This is a genomic window from Serratia sp. P2ACOL2 (genome assembly GCF_003691565.1).
Classification (GTDB): Bacteria; Pseudomonadota; Gammaproteobacteria; order Enterobacterales; family Enterobacteriaceae; genus Serratia; species Serratia liquefaciens.
Genome location: NZ_CP033162.1, coordinates 3,844,410 through 3,860,624, shown reverse-complemented (window position 1 = coordinate 3,860,624; position 16,215 = coordinate 3,844,410). Strand labels below are relative to the sequence as shown.

10 protein-coding genes are annotated in these 16,215 nt (G+C 58.2%); 8 read left to right on the top strand and 2 right to left on the bottom strand.

All coding sequences use genetic code 11. From position 1 onward, the window contains the following. Nucleotides 1-106: 106 nt before the first annotated feature. Nucleotides 107-1,492, top strand: coding sequence for an ethanolamine ammonia-lyase subunit EutB (locus EBA31_RS18760; RefSeq protein WP_122079955.1), 1,386 nt, complete (start codon nucleotides 107-109; stop codon nucleotides 1,490-1,492). Then, nucleotides 1,489-2,280, top strand: a complete 792-nt coding sequence (eutC, locus tag EBA31_RS18755) for an ethanolamine ammonia-lyase subunit EutC (RefSeq protein ID WP_020827979.1) — start codon at nucleotides 1,489-1,491, stop codon at nucleotides 2,278-2,280. The genes EBA31_RS18760 and eutC overlap by 4 nt, the downstream gene beginning before the upstream one ends. Here eutC and EBA31_RS18750 read toward each other — a convergent pair. Further along, entirely contained in the window at nucleotides 2,259-3,161 is a 903-nt protein-coding gene (locus EBA31_RS18750; protein ID WP_020827978.1) for a LysR family transcriptional regulator, read from the bottom strand. The two genes, eutC and EBA31_RS18750, sit on opposite strands and share 22 nt — an antisense overlap. A gap of 437 nt (nucleotides 3,162-3,598) precedes the next feature. On the opposite strand from EBA31_RS18750, the gene budA reads away from it, so the two are divergent. From budA to EBA31_RS18735, 3 genes are all read left to right on the top strand, one after another. Beyond that, nucleotides 3,599-4,378: an acetolactate decarboxylase gene (gene budA / locus EBA31_RS18745; protein WP_122079954.1), complete on the top strand. Its 780-nt coding sequence runs from the start codon at nucleotides 3,599-3,601 to the stop codon at nucleotides 4,376-4,378. A gap of 39 nt (nucleotides 4,379-4,417) precedes the next feature. After that, nucleotides 4,418-6,103 (top strand): acetolactate synthase AlsS, encoded by a 1,686-nt coding sequence (alsS, locus tag EBA31_RS18740; RefSeq protein WP_020827976.1) that lies wholly within the window; start codon nucleotides 4,418-4,420, stop codon nucleotides 6,101-6,103. A 139-nt stretch (nucleotides 6,104-6,242) separates the two neighbouring features. Further along, nucleotides 6,243-7,838: an ABC transporter substrate-binding protein gene (locus tag EBA31_RS18735; protein ID WP_046372995.1), complete on the top strand. Its 1,596-nt coding sequence runs from the start codon at nucleotides 6,243-6,245 to the stop codon at nucleotides 7,836-7,838. Nucleotides 7,839-8,019: 181 nt separating this feature from the next. Here EBA31_RS18735 and EBA31_RS18730 read toward each other — a convergent pair whose 3' ends face one another. Then, entirely contained in the window at nucleotides 8,020-10,299 is a 2,280-nt protein-coding gene (locus EBA31_RS18730; RefSeq protein WP_122079953.1) for a TonB-dependent siderophore receptor, read from the bottom strand. 319 nt (nucleotides 10,300-10,618) lie between these two features. On the opposite strand from EBA31_RS18730, the gene fes reads away from it, so the two are divergent. Genes fes through EBA31_RS18715 form a run of 3 tightly spaced genes read left to right on the top strand, consistent with a single transcriptional unit; the run spans nucleotide 10,619 to nucleotide 16,147 of the window. After that, entirely contained in the window at nucleotides 10,619-11,989 is a 1,371-nt protein-coding gene (gene fes / locus EBA31_RS18725) for an enterochelin esterase (RefSeq protein WP_122079952.1), read from the top strand. Then, nucleotides 11,964-12,170 (top strand): MbtH family NRPS accessory protein, encoded by a 207-nt coding sequence (locus tag EBA31_RS18720; protein WP_020827972.1) that lies wholly within the window; start codon nucleotides 11,964-11,966, stop codon nucleotides 12,168-12,170. Before fes ends, EBA31_RS18720 begins: the two co-directional genes overlap by 26 nt. A gap of 32 nt (nucleotides 12,171-12,202) precedes the next feature. Further along, nucleotides 12,203-16,147: an enterobactin synthase subunit F gene (locus EBA31_RS18715; RefSeq protein ID WP_122079951.1), complete on the top strand. Its 3,945-nt coding sequence runs from the start codon at nucleotides 12,203-12,205 to the stop codon at nucleotides 16,145-16,147. Nucleotides 16,148-16,215 lie beyond the last annotated feature (68 nt).

Sequence of the window (16,215 nt, the reverse complement as noted above, 5' to 3'; positions counted from 1 at the left end):
ACAATAGGCTGATTTCCGGCAAAAAATAATTTCACACGCCCACTGACTACACTTGGTACAGGGTTTGCAACTTCCACCGACCATTCAGGGCAGAACAGGGGGCGCTATGTATCAGGCCACGCTTAGCCGGCGCAGCTACCGCTTCAACGATTTACGCCAGTTGCTGGCCAAGGCATCACCGGCACGTTCCGGCGATTATCTGGCTGAGGTGGCGGCGGACAGCGCAGAAGAACGCATGGCGGCGCGCATCGCGTTGGCGGATGTGCCGCTGAAAACCTTTCTTCAGCAACTGCTGGTGCCTTATGAACATGACGAGGTCACACGGCTGATTGTCGATAGCCACGATGCGTTGGCCTTTGTGCCGATATCGCACCTGACGGTGGGGGATTTCCGCGATTGGCTCTTGAGCGAGCAGGCGGACAGCGCGATGTTGGCACGGGTAGCTGCAGGCATTACGCCGGAAATGGCGGCGGCAGTGAGTAAATTGATGCGCAATCAGGATCTGATCCTGGTGGCGAAGAAGTGCCGGGTCATCACGCGTTTTCGCAATACCCTCGGCCTGCCGGGGCGACTCAGCGTGCGGTTGCAACCGAATCATCCTACCGACAGTCTGCAGGGCATCGCCGCCAGCATGCTCGACGGCCTGTTGTATGGTTGCGGGGATGCGGTCGTCGGCATCAATCCGGCCAGCGACAGCCTGCCGCTGCTGGAAAAGCTCAACTACATGCTGGACGACGTGATCCAGCGCTTCGCCATTCCGACGCAATCCTGCGTGCTGACCCATGTGACCAATACGCTGCGGTTGATGGAGCGTGGCGTCCCTGTGGATTTGGTGTTCCAGTCGATCGCGGGTACCGAAGCGGCCAATCAGGGGTTCGGCATCAATCTGGCGCTGCTGGCGGAAGCGCAGCAGGCGGCACTGAGCCTTAACCGCGGCACCTTGGGCAATAACGTGATGTATTTCGAAACCGGGCAGGGCAGCTGTTTGTCGTCCAACGCACATCATGGCGTCGATCAGCAAACCTGCGAAGCGCGTGCCTATGCGGTGGCGCGTCATTTCTCCCCGTTGTTGATCAACACCGTGGTCGGCTTTATCGGCCCGGAATATCTGTACGATGGTAAACAAATTATCCGCGCCGGCTTGGAGGATCATTTTTGCGGCAAGCTACTTGGTCTGCCGCTAGGGTGCGACGTGTGCTACACCAATCATGCGGAGGCGGATCAGGACGACATGGACACGCTGCTGACGCTGTTGGCCACCGCCGGGCTGACTTTCCTGATTGGCGTGCCGGGTGCCGACGACATCATGCTCAATTATCAAAGCACCTCATTCCACGACGCGCTCTATATCCGCGAGCTGCTGGGGTTGAAACACGCACCGGAGTTTGCCGACTGGCTGACTAAAATGCAGATTACCGACGAACGGGGTCAACTGCGCGATACCGCCGCCAATCACCCTTTGCTACTGGCCTTGCAGGGAGAGAGACGATGAGCAAACCGGTGCACGTTAACCGTTGGGACGCGCTGCGCGCCTTTACCGATGCGCGCATTGCATTGGGGCGTACCGGTTCCAGCCTGCCTACGGCGGAGTTGCTTAAATTCGGTCTGGCGCATGCGCAGGCGCGTGATGCGGTACATCAGCCGTTTGATAGCGATACGCTGGCCGGGACATTGCAGGAGCAAGGTTGGCAAACCCTGACGGTGCACAGTCAGGCCGCCGATCGCACCGCCTATCTCCGTCGGCCGGACCTCGGGCGGCGTTTGGCTCCTGACAGCCGCAGCCTGCTGCTGGGCCTGCCGGAAAAACCGGCCGATCTGCTGCTGGTGGTGGCGGACGGTTTATCCTCCAAGGCGGTGCACCGTCAGGCGCTACCGTTGTTGCAGGCGCTGCGACCTTATCTCGATGGACTGGGGCTTTCGGTTGCCCCTGTGGTATTGGCACACCAATCGCGGGTCGCGCTGGGGGATGATATCGGCGAGTGTTTGCAGGCCAGAGCGGTGGCGATGTTGATCGGCGAGCGGCCGGGCTTATCGTCGCCGGACAGCCTCGGTATTTACCTTACCTGGGGGCCGAACACCCGGCGGCGCGAGTCGGAGCGCAACTGCATCTCCAACGTGCGTCCGGAAGGGCTGGATTATCCGCAGGCGGCGTTCAAACTGGCCTGGCTGCTGGAGCAGGCTTTCCAGCGTCGGCTGACCGGGGTGGAGCTGAAAGATGAAAGCGACAACCCGGCGCTGCAGGGACAGGTTTCCCCGCGTTACTCCCAGCTCGGTGGCTGACCGATGCTTTGTTTTAGCAGGGTAATAAACAGGTTCAGCCGCGCGGATACCTTCGCCACCGGCCGTAACAGGTAAATGCCCTGTTGCTCCTGGCGCGGGTCTTCCAACACCTGCAGCAAGCGGCCGGCCTGAATATCCGGCCCGACCACCCAGTTGGGCAAAAAGGTGAGCCCCAACCCCAGCAGCGCCGCCTGGCGTTGAGCGGTAAAGTCGTCACAGCGCAGCACCATGCTGCAGCGGCTCATCAGAGGAACGCTGAGGATTTGCGCCCAACAGGCCGGTTGTTGCTTATGGTAGCGGGCAATCAGTCGATGCTGCGGCAATGCATTGAGGTCGGCCGGCTGTCCGTAACGGGCGATATAATCAGGGCTGGCGCACATCACCCAGCGCTGGGTCGCGATGCGGCTGGCGTACAGCCCGCTGTCTTTTTGCTCGCCGATACGAATGGCGGCATCCAACAGTTCCTGGGTCGGATCGGTTTGGCGTTCGGTCAAATCCAGGTCGACAAACAGTTGCGGATAGCGCTCGGCCAGCGTCGGCAACAGCGGCAGGATATAGGTTTTGCCGAAGGTGGGCAGACAGCTGATACGCAGCGTGCCTTGCGGCATATCGTTCCACGAAGCCAGTTCGGCACGGATGTCGGTGATATCCGTCAGCAGCGTGCTTGCTCGCGCCTGCAGCCTTTCGCCCGCATCCGTCAGCATCAAACCCCGCGTAGAGCGGATAAACAGCGTGGCGTCCAGCGCGTTTTCCAGCGCATCAATGTGGCGTACCAGCGAAGAAGGCACCATTCCCAGCTTGCGAGCGGCGGCGGAGAAGCTGCCCAACAGGGCCACCTCGAGAAATATCGGCAGATGTTCAACATAGCGGGCGTCATTCATCTTTGCATTATATGCAAAAGCGTTTCTTATGAATACCAGGTTCTCCGTCCGTCGCAATGCGGCTACTCTTTTTTCGGGCTTACGGAAAACGAAGGCGTGTCGTGAACCCCACCGCACAGAGAGAAAATGCATAAAACTCGCGGTTTTTAGAACTTTAAATACAGAATTTCCCCCAGGTTCCAGCGTGTGCCTGCGGTATTGATGATGACTTCAACACCAGATTAACCGTTCAAATTGATGACCTGTTTACCAACAATGATTAGTGAATCTAAACCGTTGTTGACATTGGGCATCGCCGGCCTGCCGTGCCGGTTTTTTTGTCGCCGTTGGCTGAATCGTTCCAACTGAACGCGTTGCCGGCGACATCTTTGTTCACCTACGGGTGGGCATTTTTGAACGCGCGGAGCATTTCACTCCGCGCTGGTGGAGGAGTAGTTATGAACGAAGAGCATGGGTGTTCCTGCGCGCAGCATTTGGCGCAAGGGTTTGCCAGGCAGTCGCTGAGCGTTGGGGAGGGCGAGATCTATCAAATCTCGCTGATGAGCGCACTGATCAGCGGCGTTTACGAAGGGGAGGTCACCATTGCCGAATTGCTCAAGCACGGCAACTTTGGCCTGGGAACGTTCAATCACCTCGACGGCGAACTGATCGCCTTCGACCAGGAAATTCACCAGTTGCGCGCCGACGGCAGCGCACGACCGGCCAGTTTGCAGCAGAAAACCCCGTTTGCTGTTGTCACCTTTTTCCAACCTAGCGTCACCCAACACTTCGACAGTCCGATCACCAAGGCGCAGTTGCACCAGTGTATCGATGAGCAGGTGGCTTCGCCTAACCTGTTCTGCGCGCTGCGCGTCGACGGTGAATTCAGCCATGTGGAAACCCGCACCGTGCCGCGTCAGGAGCGGCCTTATCGTCCGATGCTGGAGGCGATAGAAGAGCAGCCGACCTTTGCCTTCCATCGACGTCAGGGCACCCTGGTTGGCTTCCGTTCGCCTGATTATATGCAGGGCGTTGGCGTGGCCGGTTATCACGAGCACTTTGTCACCGACGATCGCAACGGTGGCGGTCACGTGCTGGATTACCAACTTGACCACGGCCGCCTGCAATTTGGCGTGATCACCCGTCTCAATCTTCAATTGCCGCATGATGCGGATTTTCTGCGCGCCGACCTCTGTCCCGAGGATTTGGATAGCGCAATTCGTTCTGCCGAGGGTTAATTCCGCGACAGTCCTGGGTGTATTTTCAGGAGGTATTCCATGAACAAGGCAAAAACAGACAATAACTGGGCATGTGGCGCAGATTTGGTGGTGAAAAATCTGGAGGCGCAGGGGGTTAAACACGTATTCGGTATTCCGGGCGCCAAGATTGACCGGGTATTCGATTCGCTGGAAGACGCGCCGTCGATAGAAACGGTGGTGGTGCGCCACGAGGCCAACGCGGCGTTTATGGCGGCGGCGGTGGGGCGTTTGACCGGCAAGGCCGGGGTGGCGTTGGTGACCTCCGGGCCGGGCAGTTCCAATTTGATCACCGGGCTGGCGACCGCCACCTCGGAAGGGGATGCGGTCGTGGCGTTCGGCGGGGCGGTGAAGCGTGCCGACAACCTCAAACAGACCCACCAGAGCATGGATACCGTCAGTATGTTTCGGCCAGTGACCAAGTATTGTGCCGAAGTGCATGCCGGTTCGGCGATTTCTGAAGTGATTGCCAACGCTTTCCGCCACGCCGAATTCGGCCGTCCTGGGGCGTCTTTTGTCAGCCTGCCGATGGACATCGTCAATGAGCCGGTCAGCGCCCCGGTGCTGGCGGGATGTCGGTTGCCGCGAATGGGGGCCGCCGCTGCCGAGGATATTCGCGCCGCGGTTAAGCTGATCCAACAGGCGAAGTGCCCGGTGTTGTTGCTGGGGCTGCAGGCCAGCCGCCCGGAAAATAGCGAGGCGGTGCGCCAACTGCTGCATCGCACCCATATGCCGGTAGTGGGGACCTACCAGGCGGCAGGGGTGATCGACGTTAATCACTTTGCACGCTTTGCCGGCCGCGTCGGTTTGTTCAACAACCAACCGGCCGACCAGCTGCTGCAGAAAGCCGATTTGGTGGTCAGCGTCGGCTATGGCCCGATCGAATACGATCCCTGCATGTGGAACAGCCAGGGGCGATTGAAACTGGTGCATATCGACGTGCTGCCAGCGGACATCGATACCTGCTATCGTCCGGACGTCGAGCTGGTGGGCAATATCAGCGCCACGCTCGACATGATGACCGAAGCCTTTAACAGCGTGGTGAGCGTGCCGGCCGAAGTGGAATCGATCCTCAGCGATCTTGGTCGCCAGCGTACCGAACTGGCGGAACGTGCCGCACGGCGCGGCGGTATGCCAATCCACCCGCTGCGTATCGTCAAAGAGCTGCAGGATATTGTCAGCGACGACGTGACGTTGTGTGTGGACATGGGCAGTTTCCACATTTGGATTGCGCGTTACCTTTACAGCTTCCGTGCGCGCCAACTGCTGATTTCCAACGGCCAGCAGACCATGGGGGTGGCGCTGCCGTGGGCCATCGGCGCGGCGCTGGTGCGGCCGGGCGACAAAGTGGTGTCGATTTCCGGCGACGGCGGTTTTATGCAGTCGAGCATGGAACTGGAAACCGCCGTGCGGCTGAAAAATAACATCGTGCACGTAATTTGGGTGGATAACGCCTACAACATGGTGGAAATGCAGGAGGTGAACAAATACCGTCGCAAATCCGGGGTGGAATTCGGCCCTATCGATTTTAAAGCCTATGCCGAGGCGTGCGGGGCGGTCGGGTTTGCGGTGCAGTCGGTGGATGACCTGCGGCCCATGTTACGCAAGGCGATGGAAATCCAGGGGCCGGTCGTGGTGGCCATTCCGGTCGATTACGCCGACAACTACAAATTGATGGCGCAGATGAACTTCAGCCAGATGATTTAATTTCATCAGGCGTAAAAACCACGGGGAATGCCGTACGCGGCGCTCCCCGTTTTTTATGCCTAAAATTTGTTCTTTACATCCCTAACTTCATGATTTATTGGTATCCATCGAGTCTATTTTCTATACCGGGGATGGCAGGATGAAAACAAAAACACTCACAATGACGCTGGGATTATTGGCTTTGGCAGTGATGGGCGGTGCGCGCGCCAGTACGCTGGTTTATTGTTCCGAAAGCTCACCGGAAGGGTTTAACCCGCAGCTGTTTACCTCGGGCCCGACGGTGGACGCCAGTTCGGCGACGATCTACAACCGATTGGTGGACTTCAAAACCGGCACCGTTGAGCTGCAGCCCAGCCTGGCCGAAAGCTGGCAGGTGAGCGAAGACGGCAAAAATTACACTTTTCACCTGCGCAAGGGGGTGAAATTCCAGAGCAATAAATACTTTACCCCCACCCGCGATTTCAACGCCGACGACGTCATCTTCTCCTTCATGCGGCAAAAAGACGCCAATAACCCTTATCACAAGGTTTCCAACGGCGCTTACACCAACTTTGAGTCGATGGAGTTCGGCACGTTGATCAACAACATTGTCAAAGTGGACGATAACACCGTGCGCTTTGAACTTTCACGTGCCGAAGCGCCATTCGTGGCCGATCTCGGCATGTATTTCGCCACCATTCTCTCCGCCGAATATGCCGATGCGATGCTAAAGGCCGGTACCCCGCAGCGGGTGGACAACGACCCGATCGGCACCGGTCCCTTCCAGTTGGTGCAGTACCAGAAGGATGCGAAGATCCTCTATAAGGCGTTCGACCACTATTGGGAAGGCAAACCCAAGGTTGACCGTCTGGTGTTCTCAATTACCCCGGATGCGGCGGTGCGTTATGCCAAGCTGCAAAAAAATGAGTGCCAGGTCATGCCGTTTCCTAACCCGGCGGATCTGACACGCATGCGTCAGGATCCCAATATCCAGGTCATGGAGAAGTCCGGTCTGAATATCGGTTTCCTGGCGTTCAATACCCAGAAAAAACCGCTGGATAACGTCAAGGTGCGGCAGGCGCTGGCGCTGGCGGTGAACAAACCAGCGATCCTCGAAGCGGTGTTCCACGGCGCGGGCCAGCCGGCGAAGAACCTGTTGCCGCCGACCCAGTGGGGCAGCAATGACAAGATTGAGGATTACCCGTATTCCCCGGAGAAAGCCAAAAAGTTACTGCAAGAGGCAGGGCTGGGGCAGGGCTTTGCGATAGATCTGTGGGCGATGCCGGTACAGCGGCCCTACAACCCGAATGCCAAGCGCATGGCGGAGATGATCCAGTCCGACTGGGCGAAGATTGGCGTGAAGGCCAAAATTGTCACCTTCGAGTGGGGCGAATATCTGCAGCGGATAAAAAATGGCGAGCATCAAACGGCATTGATGGGCTGGACTACGGCCAATGGCGATCCGGATAACTTCTTTGGCCCGTTGTTTACCTGCGTATCGGCCAACGGCGGTTCGAACTCAGCCAAGTGGTGCTATCCGCCGTTCGACAAGTTGATTTCGCAAGCGCGTGAGGAAAACGATCACGCCAAGCGGGTGGCAATGTATGAACAGGCACAGGTGATGATGCATGATCAGATGCCGGCGTTGATGATTGCCCATTCGACCATTTTTGAACCGGTGCGCAAAGAGGTGAAAGGCTACGAGATCGATCCCTTCGGCAAACACATCTTCAAACAGGTTTCGCTGGAGAAATAATAAAAAAGGGGCTGCATGGCAGCCCCTTAGGTCGTTGGCAATCGGCTCTGCTTTTTTATGGTAGGGGCGCTGCATGCAGCGCCCAGTTGCATAAACACTGCATTTAATCGGGTCGAACATGTTCGACCCCTACCGGTTTAGCCCCTTAGTGGGGGTTAGCAGTCTTGATTAAGCCGGCCGTTTAGAAATGGGTATTCACGCTCATATAGTAAGTACGGCCCGGTTCGTTGTAGGTGGCGGCACCTGCACCGGCAATGTTAATGGCACCGGTGGTTGGGTCACCCACGTTCTGCGAGTTACCTTCGCGGAACTGACGTTTGTCGAACAGGTTGTCGATACCCGCCGTCAGGCTGATGTTTTTGGTCACATCATAGGTCGCGCTGGCACCTACCACGGCGTAAGGGCTGACTTCCTTGGTTTCGGTACCGCTGACCGGTTTACCCTGGTAGTTGTACTTCTTCGGTTTCTGACGGCCGTACCAGGTCAGGGTCGATTGCATCGACAGATCCTGGGTCGCCTGCCAGCTCAGCGTCGAGTTGATGGTGAACTTGGGGATCACCGACAGGTAGTCGCCGGTGCTCTTGTTCTTGTTCTCGATCATATAGGTGGCGTTGTTGCTCCAGGAGACGGTTTCGCTGACCGGCACGTTCAACGTGCCTTCCAGGCCCTGGACTACCGCTTTCGGCACGTTTTCCCATTGGTACACGGCTGTGCCGGTGCTGCTGGTGCCGATACGGCTATTACCCGCTTCGATTTTATTGTGGTAATCGTTGCGGAAATAAGTCACGCCGGCCAGCCAGCCTTCATTGTGGAATTCCAACCCGACTTCTTTATTGACGCTGGTTTCTGCCTTCAGGTCGTCGTTACCCAGCAGGTAGCAGCCATTTTTGACATCGCTGGACGAACACCCCTGACCTTTGCTGTACAGCAAATAGTTCTGGTTGGTCTGGTACAGGTTAGGTGCTTTGTAGGCGCGGGCGATGCCCATTTTCAGGGTGAAGTTGTCGCCCAGTTCCTGTGACAGGTTCAGCGACGGGCTCCAGTTGTTACCGGCTTCGGAGTGCAGATCGTAACGCAGGCCCGGCGTCAGCATGGTGCTGTCGGTCAGCTCCATGTTGTCTTCGGCAAACAGCGAGAAGATATGGGCGGATGCGTAAGGGCTACGAGTACCGCTACCTTGACCGGGAATGGTGCCCCCCATCATCGTTTGGCTGGTGGATGAACCGTCCTTCATGCGTTGCTGGTTCCATTCGGTACCCAGGGTGGCGGTTTGCGTCACGCCCAGTTCAAATGGCACGCTGACTTCGCTGTGCGCCAGGAAATCGTCCAGCTTGGTGGTGCCGAAGCCTTCGTTTTTAGCGTCGAAGATACCTTCGGTACCGCCGGCCAACCCTTCGTTCAGGCGGGTATTGCGAGTGCGCTCGAACTGAACGTAGTTGTTGGTGCTGACGCCATTGTCCCAGGCACCGCGGTGGTTAAGGCCGAAGGTCTCGCGATAGATACGGTTGGTTTCTTTGCCGTAGTTGCTCTGTACCAGCGCATTGGTGTTGGTGTTCTGAGTGTCACCGGCGTACAGGTTGCCCTGACGGCCATAGGAATATTCAAACTCCAGCGACTGCAGGTGCGCGAAGTCCCAGTGCAGCAAGGCGTCGATATTTTTATCTACCACCCCTTCACGGCCGGAAGGAATGCTGCTGGCGTAGGCACCCACTCGCTCGGATTTATGCGATTCGTTAATGTCCCAGGCATCGGCCTGAGTTTTGCTGTAACCCCCGAACAGGCGGAAGCTCAACTGGTCGGTCAGCGGGCCGGACAGGCTGAAGTCGGTACGCTTGGTGGAGCCTTCCTGCTTGTGCTCCGGCACGTCGAAATAGGTGTTCAGCGAGCCGTGCAGCTCTTTGGTGTTCTTCTTGGTGATGATGTTGACCACGCCGCCGGCGGCGCCGTTACCGTAACGGGCTGCCGCGGGGCCGCGCAGCACTTCGATACGTTCAATCATTTCTGGCGGGACCCAGGCGGTATCGCCGCGGGTATCACGCTCACCGCGCCAGCCCTGACGCACCGAGTTGCGGCTGCTGGCCGGTTTGCCGTCAATCAGGATCAGGGTATTTTCCGGGCCCATGCCGCGGATATCGATCTGGCGGTTGTTGCCGCGCTGGCCGCTGGTGGAGTTACCGGTCAGGTTAACGCCGGGCATGGTGCGGATCAGCTCGCTGATATCACGGGCAGGTGGGCGCTTTTTGATTTCGTCGGCGGTAATGGTAGAAACCCCAGGTGCCTGCAGGTTTTGCTTGGCGGCAGTGACAACAATAGTGTCCTCGGCGGCTTCTTTTTTACTTTTGGCGACCTTGTCTGTTTCTGGGCTGGTGTCGGTTTGCTGTGCGGCGTGTGCAAAAGCGGACGCGCCTAACCCTAACCCGATGAGTGTGGCTAAGGAATAACGTGATAATTTGCTGTTCATCTGAGAGTTCCTACCTTGCTGCCTTTCTCCGGGCACCGAAGCAGTAGCTCTCCGGCTATGAGAAGGGCGGTTGTAGTTTTTTGTTTTCGGAAAGAGAAACCCAATCGGCCAAGACGCAGCGGCCACGACATTGGATTCAGCGCTTAAATTCGGCATCCGTCCCTGTTGAAGAATACCTGCCCTGTTTACGAGCCTACACACACTATTGCAAACGCAAATAATTATCAATAGTATTCGACTTACCGTTTTCTTGGGCAGCGCCTCGCGCCGCGAAATTACCGGCTTTCCTGAAGCTGCCAGCTAAATAGTGAATAGGCGTTTGAAAACAAAATCCGAGTCAGAAAGCAGCAGATTATTATCAAGCAAGCACGCCGGGCGCCATGGATGGTGGCTGAATATCGCCAAACGCGGCACGCCGCTGGTGGAGCTGCAAGGGGATGGACGCGGGAAGGTCACCTTTTTATGGCGTGACCCCCAGGGATGTGAACTCACTTCCGCCTATCGACGCGTCTGGATCCACATCAATTGTCTGACCGACCATCATCAGTCGTCGCCGCCGCAGAGCCTGCAACGGCTGGAAGGGACCGACGTTTGGTACTGGCAGACCGAGCTCAGCGCCGACTGGCGCGGCAGCTACTGCTTTATCCCCTGTATGGACGACCGACCACTGGCCCCCAGTGATGAGGATGCGCACGTTAATATGCATTCGGTCCGCCATTGGTGGCATCAGGTGTTTGCCGGTGCGACCCAAGACCTGCTGAATCCCCATCGTTCCTGGGCCGGTGTCGGCGGCCATGTATTGTCAGGTCTGCATATGCCGGAAGCGCTGCCGCAACCGGCCTGGCAGGATTTCGATCGCTATGCGGTCGCCAGCGGGCGTTGTACTCCAGCACCCCCGGCGAAACTGCAGCGCCACAGCTGGCACAGCGAGCGTCTGGGCAATACCCGTAACGTCTGGGTTTACACCACCGGCGAAGGCGATCCAACACAACGTCCGCTGGCGATATTGCTGGACGGTCAATTCTGGGCGAGCAACATGCCGGTCTGGGATCCGTTGATGCAGTTGACCCGCGAGGGCAAGCTGCCGGAAGCGGTTTATCTGTTGATTGACATTATCGATCTTAAACACCGCTCCCAGGAGCTGGCCTGCAATGCAGATTTCTGGCTGGCGGTACAAGAAGAATTGCTGCCGCAGGTCGCCGAATGGGCGCCGTACCAGCGCGATCCTGCCCGTACTCTGGTGTGCGGCCAAAGTTTTGGCGGCTTGTCATCGCTGTATGCCGGGCTGCACTGGCCGCAGAGCTTCGGCGGGGTGATTTGCCAGTCCAGCTCTTTCTGGTGGCCACGTCGCGACATGTATCAGCTTGCGGAAATCCCGGCCGATGCCGGTTGGTTACTGCATCAGGTTGAGCAGGGCGTTGGCAAAGGCAAGCTGAAGGTGTTTATGGAAGCCGGCGTGCATGAAAAAGTGGCGCGCCGGGTCAACGATCGGATGGCGGACTTGCTGCGTGATGCCGGTCACCGGGTGCAATACCGGGTGGTAGCCGGGGGACACGATCATTTGTGCTGGCGTGGCGGCCTGATAGACGGTCTGCAGGCACTGTGGGCGGACCAATCTTCTGTCCCCTCGATCACGCTAACCTTCACTGCCCAAGGAGTCCGCGATGGAAACTCTGAACCCGTTCGATGACGAGCAACAAAGCTGCCTGATTGTGCAGAATGATGAATTGCAATACAGCCTGTGGCCAGACTTTAGCGCAGTGCCGGCGGGGTGGACGCCGGTGTTTGGCCCGGCGGCGCGTCCGCTGTGCGTGATTTGGCTGGAACAGCATTGGCAGGATATGCGGCCCGCCTCGCTGCGTAAGGCGTGATGGCGCCAATACCGATAACAGGAGTCAGTACCTTGTCAGACCTGAATTTATTACCGACCGAATGGCCGTTCGCCACTGAACTGCCGTTGGTCGCCGCGCAACCCGGGATCTGGGTTGCCGATCAGATTTCACCGCATGCCAACGCCTATGCGGTTTCCCACTATATTGAGCTGAATGGCCCGTTGGATCAGGCGTGCCTGTTGCGTGCGATTGAGCAGGGGCTGTCGGAAGTAGATACCCTGCAGTTCCGCTTTGAAGAGCGTGACGGGGTGCCGATGCAGTGGCATGACCCCGAGCTGGCGATCCTGCCGGTAGAATACATCGATCTCAGCGAATCTCCCGATGCCGCTGCAGCGGCGCGTGCCCTCATGCAGTTGGATATGTCCGGTGATTTGCGCATCGGTAGCGGCAATGCGTTATATCGTCATATGCTGATCCGCCTGTCGGAACAGCGCTGGTTTTGGTATCAGCGTTATCATCATATTCTGGTAGATGGCTTCAGTTTTACCGCCATTGCCCGCAGAATCGCCCATATTTATACCCGGACGTTGCACAATGAACGGCCGGATCCGACGCCCTTCAGCGCATTCAGCGAAGTGGTCGAGGAATATCAGCGTTATGCGCAATCATCCACCTCTCAGCGCGACGCTGCCTTCTGGTTGAACAAGGCGCAGCAATTGCCGACGCCTGCCACCCTTTGCCCGCAACCGTTGGCCGGGCAGACGCCAACCACCCGTATTCACCGCTTGTCACAGCTGTGCGATCGACAAGATTTCACGCAGTTGGTGAACGCCGGTCAGCAGCAGTTCAGCGTGGCAGATATGGCACTGGCGCTGGTTGCGTTGTGGGTTTCACGCCTGAGCGGACATGCCAGCTTCAGCGCCGGTTTTATCTTTATGCGCCGTACCGGTTCGGCCGCGCTCTGTGCCAACGGACCGGTGATTAACGTCTTGCCGATCGAAATGCATCTCGACCCTCAGGCTACGCTGAGCGAGGTCGCCGGTAATATTGGTCGTGAGTTAAAAACCGTTCGCCGCCATCAGCGCTACGAGGCGGAGCAGGTGCAGCGCGATCTGGGGCGAATTGGCGATACCCAACCGCTGTACGGCACGGTATTCAACTTTAAGATGTTCGATTTCCAGTTGGACTTCGGCGGTATCGAAGGCATCACCCATGAGCTGGCTTCCGGGCCGGTCCGTGATCTGGAGATCGCGTTGTACCTCGACGAGGCCGGTACGCTGAAGGTCGATCTGTTGGCTAATGCCGAACGTTATCAGCGTGATGAGCTGGCGGCGCATCTGCAACGCCTGCCTCTGTTGTTGTGTCAGTTTGCCGCACAGCCCCAGATGCCGATTGGCGATGCCGATTTGCTCACCGAGCAAGACCGCCAACTGTTGGCCCGGGTTAATGACACGGCACATCCGGTGAAGGCGCAAACCCTCAGCGGGCTGCTGGCGGAGCAGGCGCAGAAAACCCCTGACGCCCCGGCGCTGGCCGATGCGCAGTACCAATTTACCTATCGCGAAACTCGTGAACAGGTTGTCGCGCTGGCGCGTCAGTTGACGGAGCAGGGCGTACAACCGGGTGATATCGTCGCCGTTGCCTTACCGCGCTCGGTCTTTTTGTCTCTGGCGTTAATGGCCATCGTCGAAGCCGGGGCGGCCTATTTGCCGCTGGATACCGGTTATCCTGACGAGCGTCTTGGCATGATGCTGGAGGACGCTGCGCCGCGCCTGATTATCACCGAACCGACCCAGCAGGCACGTTTTGCCGGCAAGGGTGAGATCTTGCTGTATGACGCGCCGTTGCCGATAGACAGCGCAGCCAATGTCACGCTGAATGGACCGACGCCGCATCACCCGGCCTACATTATCTTTACCTCCGGCTCGACCGGGCGACCGAAAGGCGTGTTGGTGGGGCATCAGGCGATCGTCAACCGGTTGCTGTGGATGCAACATCAGTATCCTATGGCGGCAGGCGATGTGGTGCTGCAGAAAACGCCTTGCAGTTTTGACGTTTCGGTATGGGAATTCTTCTGGCCGCTGATAGTGGGGGCCCAGTTAGTGATGGCCCCGCCTGAAGCGCATCGCGATCCGGAACAGTTGCTCCAGCTGATTGATCAACATCGTGTCACCACCATGCACTTTGTCCCTTCGATGCTGGCGGCCTTCGTCAGCGCGTTGGATAGCCCGCAGGCGGTGGCGTGTTGTGCGCCGTTACGCCAGGTATTTTGCAGTGGTGAAGCCTTGCCAGCGGAACTGTGCCGCCTGTGGCAAAGCCGCACTGCGGTGCCGTTGCATAACCTGTACGGGCCGACCGAAGCGGCGGTGGACGTCAGCTGGCATCCGGCCTGGGGCGAAGCCTTGGCTGCCGTCACTGGCGCCAATGTGCCGATTGGTTTACCGGTTTGGAACACCGGTTTACGCATCCTCGATACGCGCCTGCGGCCAGTGCCGCCGGGCGTCGCCGGTGATTTGTATCTTACCGGTGTGCAACTGGCGCACGGCTATCTGGGGCGACCGGAACTGACCGCCAGCCGCTTTGTAGCCGATCCTGACGGCGATGGCGGGCGGATGTATCGCACGGGTGACGTCGCCCGTTGGCTGCCGGGAGGCGAGGTGGAATACCTTGGCCGCAGTGACGATCAGTTAAAAATACGTGGGCAACGCATTGAATTGAGTGAAATCGATCATGCTTTGCTGTCGCTGCCGGGGATTAAACAGGCGGTGACTCACGCGCTGGTGCTGGAAAATACGCCAACCGATCCTGGCGGCGGCGATGCCCGTCAACTGGTGGGCTATCTGGTGGCGCAGCCCGGCGTGCGCCTTGATCTGGACGCGCTCCGCGCAGCGTTGGCCGATCGCCTGCCGCCGCATATGGTGCCGGTGGCGCTGGTCGAGATGGATACTCTGCCGCTGAGCGCCAATGGCAAGCTGGATCGTAAAGCGTTGCCGCAACCGCAGGGCGCAGCCCGCGCGGCAGGGCGTGAGCCGCAAGCGGGGCTGGAGACTGCGATCGCTGCGGTGTTCGCCCGCCTGCTGCAACGCGAAACCGTGTTTGCCGACGATGACTTCTTTGCCCTCGGCGGGCACTCGCTGTTGGCGATGCGTTTGGCGGCGGAGCTGCGGCGTGAGCTGGGCAAAGCGGTATCGGTAGGGCAGGTGATGGTGGCTTCCCGCGTGGAACAACTGGCGCAGCTGTTGGCCGAGGAACGCACCCAGGAAGAAGCTGACAAAACCGGTTTTGACCGCGTTCTGCCACTGCGCACCACCGAAGGACCAACGCTGTTCTGCTTGCATCCGGCGTCCGGCTTCTCATGGCAGTTCAGCGTATTGCCGCGCTATATCGATCAGCACTGGTCGCTGGTGGGCATTCAGTCACCACGGCCGGATGGCCCGTTGGCGCTGAGCGAAAATATGGACCAGGTATGCGACGCGCATCTGGAGACGGTGTTGCAAGTGCAACCGCACGGCCCGTATCACTTTATCGGTTACTCGCTGGGGGGCACTCTGGCACAAGGTATTGCCGCGCGCTTACAGGCAAGGGGCGAAGAAGTGGCTTTCCTTGGGCTGCTGGATACCTATCCGCCGGAAACGCAAAACTGGGACGTGATGTTGGATGACAACGTGTTGAAAGAAGTTCAGCGCGAACGTCAGCAGTTCCTGGCGGTGTCTGAAGATGCGCTGGATCCGGCATTAGGCGAAACCCGCGTAGCCATGTTCGATAATATCGAAGCCAACTATGCCGATTCGGTTCGTCTGCTTTCAGCCACCCATACGGCGAACTTCAAAGGACAAGCGACGCTGTTTGTCGCGCGCCAGACGTTGCAGGAAGGGATGGATGTTCAACAGACCTGGTCGCAATATGTGGACGCGCTACAGGTTCATGAACTGGATTGTGCGCACGTGGATATCGTTTCACCAACGTCGTTCAAGGTATTAGGACCGTTGTTGAACCGCATACTTCGCGCTTTATAATACCCAGTGATGGTAGGGGACGAATATATTCGTCCCGATTAACGCGGGCCCAGCATGCTGGGCCCCTA

Excerpts from the sequence above, each read along its gene's own strand:
- EBA31_RS18760 (WP_122079955.1), top strand. The coding sequence starts at position 107 with ATGTATCAGGCCACGCTTAGCCGGCGCAGCTACCGCTTCAACGATTTA.
- eutC (WP_020827979.1), top strand. The coding sequence starts at position 1,489 with ATGAGCAAACCGGTGCACGTTAACCGTTGGGACGCGCTGCGCGCCTTT.
- EBA31_RS18750 (WP_020827978.1), bottom strand. The coding sequence starts at position 3,161 with ATGAATGACGCCCGCTATGTTGAACATCTGCCGATATTTCTCGAGGTG.
- budA (WP_122079954.1), top strand. The coding sequence starts at position 3,599 with ATGAACGAAGAGCATGGGTGTTCCTGCGCGCAGCATTTGGCGCAAGGG.
- alsS (WP_020827976.1), top strand. The coding sequence starts at position 4,418 with ATGAACAAGGCAAAAACAGACAATAACTGGGCATGTGGCGCAGATTTG.
- EBA31_RS18735 (WP_046372995.1), top strand. The coding sequence starts at position 6,243 with ATGAAAACAAAAACACTCACAATGACGCTGGGATTATTGGCTTTGGCA.
- EBA31_RS18730 (WP_122079953.1), bottom strand. The coding sequence starts at position 10,299 with ATGAACAGCAAATTATCACGTTATTCCTTAGCCACACTCATCGGGTTA.
- EBA31_RS18720 (WP_020827972.1), top strand. The coding sequence starts at position 11,964 with ATGGAAACTCTGAACCCGTTCGATGACGAGCAACAAAGCTGCCTGATT.